We start from the raw sequence: 6536 nt of genomic DNA, 5'->3' as shown, positions 1-6536 counted from the left end.
TTCGCTGCACGATCTGCTTGGTGTTCTCGCTGGCCTGCTGCTGCAGATCAGCCATCTTCTTCACGCCGTCGCGAGCGGCGTCAGCGAACTGCTTGCCCTGCTCAGCGGTCCTGTCGAGGGTCGCCTTGGCGGTGTCGGCCGCCTTGTCGCTCTGCTCAGCCTGCTTGCTCTGGTTGGAATTCTGATTGAAGGCCATGGTGGCTTCCTTCCCTATAAATTATGAATTCGGGGCGATTATGCCTAAGATAAATGCGCTTATTATCTCAGGTAGCGAAAGATATTATTATTTTTATTGCACTGCACCTAAGTCGCACTTTGGTGATTTATTTTCAAGTGTCGCAGGCTAATTTAGGCAAAATTTACCCAGTGACGGATTTCGTCAACCGTCAGGTTTGGGACGTAAGCCACTGAATGCGCTGCACAACGTCGAGGAAGGGTGCTGGTGGTTCCAGGGCGTCAGCGATGCCGTAACGACGATCCTCGCCGGCTGCAGCGATGGATAGGAACTTGTCGTCGGATGAGCGCAGCTTTGGTCCAGCAGGCGCCGAGGAGGATTAGGCGGATGCCTGGGTGATGGCACGGGCGCAGCAGCACCCGCAGGTTGGGTGTTATGGAGCGCTGACTGCCCTACCGACGCCGGGATCGAGCGGCTGCTAGAGAAGCACGGTTGGGCCTCGCTGCTGAGGTAGGCCGCGAGTGCTACTCGTCGCCCATCTCCTTGTGCTCCGTCACCTCATCCTCATCGGCATCATCGCCGAGAAGATCATCGAGCTCGTCGATCAGGTCCGCGATCTGCTGCTCGGTCGCGGCGACCCGGAAGGTTTCACCACCTTCCGCCTCCAGGGTGATGCGGAACTCACCATGGACCTCGTCGGTGAGAACACGGGTCAGCTTCTTGATCGATGCCATGACGGGGTCACTTCCTAACGATGCGAGCCGCACGAGGGCCATACTCGTGCATCCCGCCCACCTCCACGTCTCAGGAGCTGTCGCGTACCATGGCCTCTGCCTCCTCGAGGGCGGCTCGTCCTTCGGTGCGCGCTTCTTCCTTGCTGGCCAGCGAGTAGCAGGCTTGCCGAACGACGCGGTCGTGGTCCCGGATGATCCAACGATAGAGGCCCGGGTCGCTCTTGCAGGGCTCGACCTGCAGGACGAGGGAAGCCGCACTCTCAGCAGCCATCGTCATGGCCTCCTATCTGGGTGACTGGTCGGCCTCGGCTGAGGGTGGACAGTCCGGAAAAGGCATCCAGTCCGTGAAGGCGTCGGCCGGGTAGCTGTGCTGACAGGAGGCAACGTGCCAGGGGCGGTCATCGCCGAAGCGTGCTGGGTCCCAACGGATCACGGCGCGCGTGTCGGGCTCGTGCCGGTTGATGGCGATGATCCACCGGCCGTCCTGCGGGGCCCGATCCATGGACCTCCAGCTGACCATGGCATGCTCCGGAGCCCTGTTGGGTTCGACCGTCAGGAACGCCCAAGGGCACAGAAACGTTTCGGGCTCTCCTCAGGCGCTTGCCTGCTGATGAGGCTCATGCGGGGCGCCGACGATGGTTGGCGTCCGATGGCCCGCATCGTCAAACTGATCGCCACGCCGAAGGGGTTTCGCCGCGTGTCGCTCACGAGCCCATGGCTGCCTCGATCGGCCCGCACCCCGTGCCTGCATGAACCGCAGCTCCATGCCCTGGCCAGGACGATCGAGAATACCTGCCCGCCGCCATCTGCCCGGGCCATGTCGAGCAACCTGCGCACCGCGCTAAAGCGTTGGCACGCACACCACTTGGTTCAGGAGTAGACCCAGCACGGCTTCCGCCGATGGGTGTTATGGAGCGTCCGCCGGAGCCTGCTTCAGGATCGTTGGTCGCCTAAGGCTTCCAGGATGAGCTGCCGGTGCCGCCGACCTTCACGCCTAAGGCTGATCCGGCCCGTTCGTATCGAGGTGGCGCCCATCGCGATCGAGGTGCAGGTAGTTCGTGTTGAACAGCGCCACACGCTGCAGTGCCTCCAAATCCGGGATTGTCAGCTGGCGCCCCTTCAGGATGATCAGCTCGCTGCCGCGCAGTTCCTGCAGGACGCGGTTGACGTGCACGTTTGACATGCCCGTCGCGTCACCGAGATCAACCTGCGTGACCGGCAGCAGGCAGCTGTCGCCCTCCGTCTGGCCCACTGCCTGCAGCCTGATGAACAGCTCGCACAGGAGGTGCGCGATCCGCTCCAGGCCGGTGCGCTGGCCGAGGTTGACCGTCCATTCCCGCTGCACCGCCACCTGTACCAGCATCTCCCACCAGAGCGCCCGGGTGATCCTCGGATGCCGATCGGTGAGGTCGAGGATGGCGTCGCGCGGGATCTCGGCCAGCCGCACCCGCGTGATGGTGCCGATCGCGTGGTCCATCTCGCGCAGCACGAACACGTGCGGGTCGCACAGATCGCCCGGCAGGAAGAACGAGATGATCTGGCGCCGCCCGTCCTCCAGCTGCTTGTAGCGGCAGGCCCAGCCCTCCAGGATCAGGTTCACATGCTCGGGCGCGTCACCCTCGCTGATGATGTCCTGGTGAGCTTCGAAGAGGCGCACCTTCTGGCTCGCGGCCTCAAGCGCCTGCTTGTCTTCGGGTGAGAGGCGGGTGAACTGCCCCAACTTGCGCATGAGATGGTGCGGCATGCCTGCCTCCCTGGCGGACATCGGCAGCGTAGCGGCGCGAACGCAGTCGGAGCTGCACACAGGTAATTGTCAATCGGCCATAGCGCGGCAAACGTTCGTGCGCTCCCGAGCGGATCTGGAGTGCAGCAAGCGCGAGTTGCCGATGCCCTGGTTCTACTTCCACCTACGCACACCGGCCGGTCTGGACTGCGACGACATCGGGCTGGAGTTGGCTGGAGCGAGGCAGCCTACCTCGACGCCTGCCAAGCGATCCCGACGATGACGGCCGACCTGTCGGGCAAGAAGATTGATCCGCCGACGCTGCCGCTTTGAGATCGCCGACAGCGCGAGCCGGGCTCTGCTGGAGGTGCCGTTCACGGAGATCCTCGACAAGGGCTGCAGGCCGGCTCATCCGGCTTTGCTCGCCCAGCGGCGGAAGGCGGCGGCCGAGATGGAGCGGGCTGCCCGGCTGATCGAGGCCCTTGGTGAGGAGCGCACGGCCTTGCTGGCGGAGCTTCAGAACATGCGCGAACTTCTGGCCCATGCCCGAGAGGTCAGCTCCCACGGCACTTCTCAGCGTCGGACCTGATCAGCGGACGCTCTTACGAGCTGCCAGCTGATGCCTCCCCAGAGTGACCGGTGTTCCAATAGGGCTTCCCCTAGTGGAACGTCCCAGCCCCAGCGAGAGCCTGCTCCAACTGGATGCCTCAGGACGCAGGTTTGTCGGGTGTCTTAGCCCTACTGGAACGAGCATGCGGCTGGCGCATGCCGCAGCTTGTCCGTTGGGGCATACCTCAGCGGACAGCGCCTGCATCGATTGAAGTCCTGTCTGTTAGGCTTGCTTCGCCTTAACGGACGCTCCTTCAGCGGGACAGACCTCAGCGGACGGACTTTGGCGCCCCTCAGGCCTCTGTGTCAGGAGAACCCTGTGAGACAATCGATTGTCCGGACAACGCTCGCGACCGGACAGCCCTCACGCGTTCCGTCAAGGACCGCTTCGGGTCGCTCTGAGGCGTTTACCTAAGCCGTGCTGGACGTCGGCTTATCCATGACCCGAGCCCGGAAGCGGACAGGCCGCTTGCGGCCAAACCCAGCCGGCCGCTCGGCGCCCTTTACAGCCAATCAACGATGGTGGGGCCTCCGCGAAGCGGCCATTCTTGGCTGCGCGGTTCCTCTATGGCTTGTCCGCGCGGTGGGCTATGACGCCGCCGGTGACACAGACAACAAACGATACCTGCCCGCCAAGCTTCGACCCCTGCGAGCCGCGCCGCCTTGCCGCTCTGCGCAGCTACGGCATCCTCGATACGCCGCCAGAGCCGGAGTTCGACGACATCGCGCAGATGGCCGCGCAGGCCTGCGATGCGCCGATGGCGCACATCAACTTCATCGACGCCGACCGCCAGTGGATCAAAGCAGCGGTGGGCCACGATGCCCGTGAGATGCCCCTACACTTCGGCTTCTGCACTCAGGCGATGCGCGAAGACAGCATCCTCGTTCTGCCAAACCTGAAGCAGGAGCCAGAGCTCGCATCCAACCCGCTTGTCACCGGCGAACCGCACTTGCGCTTCTACGCCGGCGTCCCCCTCACCACTGCGGATGGTTGGGCCATTGGCACGCTGTGCGTGCTCGACCGCGAGCCACGCACTCTAACCGCGCAGCAGGAGTTCATCCTGAAGGCGCTCGCCCGGACCGTGATGGCGCAGCTGGAGAGCCGCCGCTCCGCGGCTGCCCTGCGGGCGCGCGAGGCCGAACTCCGGCTGGTGGCCGATGCCATGCCGGTCCTGATCGGCTTCATCGACCGCAGCCTCACCTACCGCTTCGCCAACGCCGCCTATCAGACCTGGACGGGGCGAGCGCCCGAGGACGTCATTGGCCGCACCATCTCGGAGGTGCTCAGCGCAGGCGAGTTGGAGGCTCGGCTTCCTCAGATCGAACGGACGCTTGCGGGAGAGGGCGTGCAATTCGAGCTGAACTGGGCCTGCCCAGACGGCCAGGTCCGGGTCGCCGACATCCGCTACATGCCGCGTTTCGTAGCCGACGGCTCGGTCGACGGGTTCTACGTCTTCGTCCACGACATCAGCGATCGGAAGCGGGTCGAGGATCTCCTGCAAACCCGGGCGAGCCATCTTGAGGCGCAGGTCGCCTCACAGACACGGGACCGTGACCGGATCTGGACCCTGTCGCCGGTGCTGAAGGTTGTCGCCGAGCCAGATGGGCGGATCGAAGGCGTGAACCCGTCCTGGACCCGTACGCTGGGTTGGTCGGAGGCCGAGACGGTGGGACGGAAAATTTCTGACTTCGTCGCAGCCGATGAACGGGAGGCAATCGCCGGCTTTCTGAGCCGCCTTGCCGCGGCAGAGCCTGTCGACGACACCGAAGTGTCGTTCGTGACCTCCGACGGCAGCAAGCGGCGCATTCTCTGGACGTTCGTGCCCGAGGAGGGCGTGCTCTACGGCTTCGGCCGCGACATCACTGAGCAGCGGCAGGCCGAGGAGGCGCTGCGGCAGTCGCAGAAGCTGGAGGCCATCGGTCAGCTCACCGGCGGCGTGGCGCACGACTTCAACAACCTGCTGACGATCATCCGCTCCTCCGTAGAGTTCCTGCGCCGGCCCGAGCTGTCTGAGGACCGCAAGCGCCGCTACCTGAACGCCGTCTCCGAGACGGTCGACCGGGCGGCGAAGCTGACCAGCCAGCTGCTCGCCTTTGCGCGCCGGCAGACCCTCAGGCCCGAGGTGTTCGAAGTTTCCGAGCGTCTTCGGGCCATCTCGGACATGCTCGATTCGGTGACCGGGGCCCGCATCCGGGTTGTCACCGACTTGCCGGGTGAGCACTGCTACGTTCGGGCGGACGCCAGCCAGTTCGAGACCGCACTGGTCAACATCGCGGTGAACGCGCGGGATGCGATGGATGGCGAGGGCAAGCTCACCCTGCACCTCGACGCCGGAGTTCCGATGCCGCCCATCCGAGGGCATGCCAGCGCGTCCGGCCGCTTCGTGGCGGTATCGGTCACCGACACCGGCACAGGCATCGCACAGGCCGATCTCGCACGCATCTTCGAGCCGTTCTTCACGACGAAGGAGGTCGGCAAGGGCACGGGGCTCGGCCTGAGCCAGGTCATCGGCTTTGCCAAGCAGTCGGGCGGTGATGTCGATGTGGGCAGTACCCTGGGTCGCGGCACGACCTTCATCCTCTACCTGCCGCAGGTCGAAACTCCGGCATCCATGGGGATCGCCGCGGCGGATCAACCGGAAGAGACGGCAGGCGAGTCGGGCCTGCGCATCCTGGTGGTGGAGGACAATCTGGAGGTTGGACGCTTCTGCACGCAGATCCTGGAGGATCTTGGTCATAGCCCAGTCTGGACCCAGAACGCGGAGGCAGCGCTCGCAGCGATCGAGGGATCAGCAACCCAGTTCGACGCCGTGTTCTCCGATGTCGTGATGCCAGGCATCGGCGGTCTCGAGCTCGCTAGGCAGCTTAGAGACCGCCATCCGGATCTGCCGGTGGTTCTGACATCCGGCTACAGCCACGTGCTTGCCCAAGATGACGCGCATGGCTTCGAGGTTCTGCGCAAGCCCTACTCGGCTGACGAGCTCGCCCGCGTCCTCCGCCAGACGGTCAAGCGCAGCCGCCCTCACTGAATGGACGAGCGCGCTCTGCAGCAGCGCGCCCGCCAAGAACACCTTTCAGCGGAGCAGCGGATCACGCTGGCGCCGGAGGGCAGCCTTGGTCGCAGTGAAGAGCCGGCCGGAAGAGTGACGGTCGAGGTCACAGCTTAGGACGGCTGGCTGGGATCCTGTCCGCAGCGCCGAGTTACTGCTGACCGAGATAGGCCTTACGGACGCGCTTTTGACCCTCTTTCCGCAAGTCCACTGAGTTATACTGTTGATCGATCACCTCTTCCCCT

At 64.5% G+C, this 6536-nt stretch carries 6 protein-coding genes and 1 pseudogene; 3 read left to right on the top strand and 4 right to left on the bottom strand.

Annotated elements, in window-relative coordinates:
* From MOX02_RS28820 to MOX02_RS28810, 3 genes and pseudogenes are all read right to left on the bottom strand, one after another.
* Positions 1-196, bottom strand: a pseudogene (locus tag MOX02_RS28820) (phasin family protein); the annotation flags it as partial.
* Positions 197-699: 503 nt separating this feature from the next.
* The gene (locus tag MOX02_RS28815) at positions 700-909 is read right to left on the bottom strand and encodes a hypothetical protein (RefSeq protein WP_147029216.1); all 210 of its coding nucleotides are present in this window, start codon (positions 907-909) and stop codon (positions 700-702) included.
* Positions 910-979: 70 nt separating this feature from the next.
* Entirely contained in the window at positions 980-1180 is a 201-nt protein-coding gene (locus tag MOX02_RS28810) for a hypothetical protein (protein ID WP_147029215.1), read from the bottom strand.
* A 378-nt stretch (positions 1181-1558) separates the two neighbouring features.
* Here MOX02_RS28810 and MOX02_RS28800 point away from each other — a divergent pair, with 378 nt between their 5' ends.
* Positions 1559-1789 carry a hypothetical protein gene (locus MOX02_RS28800; protein WP_147029213.1) on the top strand — a complete coding sequence of 77 codons (231 nt, stop codon included), beginning with the start codon at positions 1559-1561 and terminating at the stop codon, positions 1787-1789.
* Between the two features lie 114 nt (positions 1790-1903).
* Here MOX02_RS28800 and MOX02_RS28795 read toward each other — a convergent pair whose 3' ends face one another.
* Positions 1904-2653, bottom strand: a complete 750-nt coding sequence (locus MOX02_RS28795) for a Crp/Fnr family transcriptional regulator (RefSeq protein ID WP_147029212.1) — start codon at positions 2651-2653, stop codon at positions 1904-1906.
* 286 nt (positions 2654-2939) lie between these two features.
* On the opposite strand from MOX02_RS28795, the gene MOX02_RS28790 reads away from it, so the two are divergent.
* Together MOX02_RS28790 and MOX02_RS28785 are read left to right on the top strand one after the other, a co-directional pair.
* A complete protein-coding gene (locus MOX02_RS28790; RefSeq protein WP_147029211.1) occupies positions 2940-3221 on the top strand; it encodes a hypothetical protein in 282 nt (93 codons plus the stop codon).
* A gap of 610 nt (positions 3222-3831) precedes the next feature.
* Complete coding sequence (locus MOX02_RS28785) at positions 3832-6270, top strand: PAS domain-containing protein (protein ID WP_147029210.1); 2439 nt, start codon at positions 3832-3834, stop codon at positions 6268-6270.
* Positions 6271-6536: the final 266 nt, after the last annotated feature.

The organism is Methylobacterium oxalidis, assembly GCF_007992195.1.
Taxonomy (GTDB): Bacteria; Pseudomonadota; Alphaproteobacteria; order Rhizobiales; family Beijerinckiaceae; genus Methylobacterium; species Methylobacterium oxalidis.
Note: the sequence above shows the minus strand (reverse complement) of the source record. Positions and strands in the feature narration are given on the sequence as shown.

Excerpts from the sequence above, each read along its gene's own strand:
- MOX02_RS28815 (WP_147029216.1), bottom strand. The coding sequence starts at position 909 with ATGGCATCGATCAAGAAGCTGACCCGTGTTCTCACCGACGAGGTCCAT.
- MOX02_RS28810 (WP_147029215.1), bottom strand. The coding sequence starts at position 1,180 with ATGGCTGCTGAGAGTGCGGCTTCCCTCGTCCTGCAGGTCGAGCCCTGC.
- MOX02_RS28800 (WP_147029213.1), top strand. The coding sequence starts at position 1,559 with ATGGCCCGCATCGTCAAACTGATCGCCACGCCGAAGGGGTTTCGCCGC.
- MOX02_RS28795 (WP_147029212.1), bottom strand. The coding sequence starts at position 2,653 with ATGCCGCACCATCTCATGCGCAAGTTGGGGCAGTTCACCCGCCTCTCA.
- MOX02_RS28785 (WP_147029210.1), top strand. The coding sequence starts at position 3,832 with ATGACGCCGCCGGTGACACAGACAACAAACGATACCTGCCCGCCAAGC.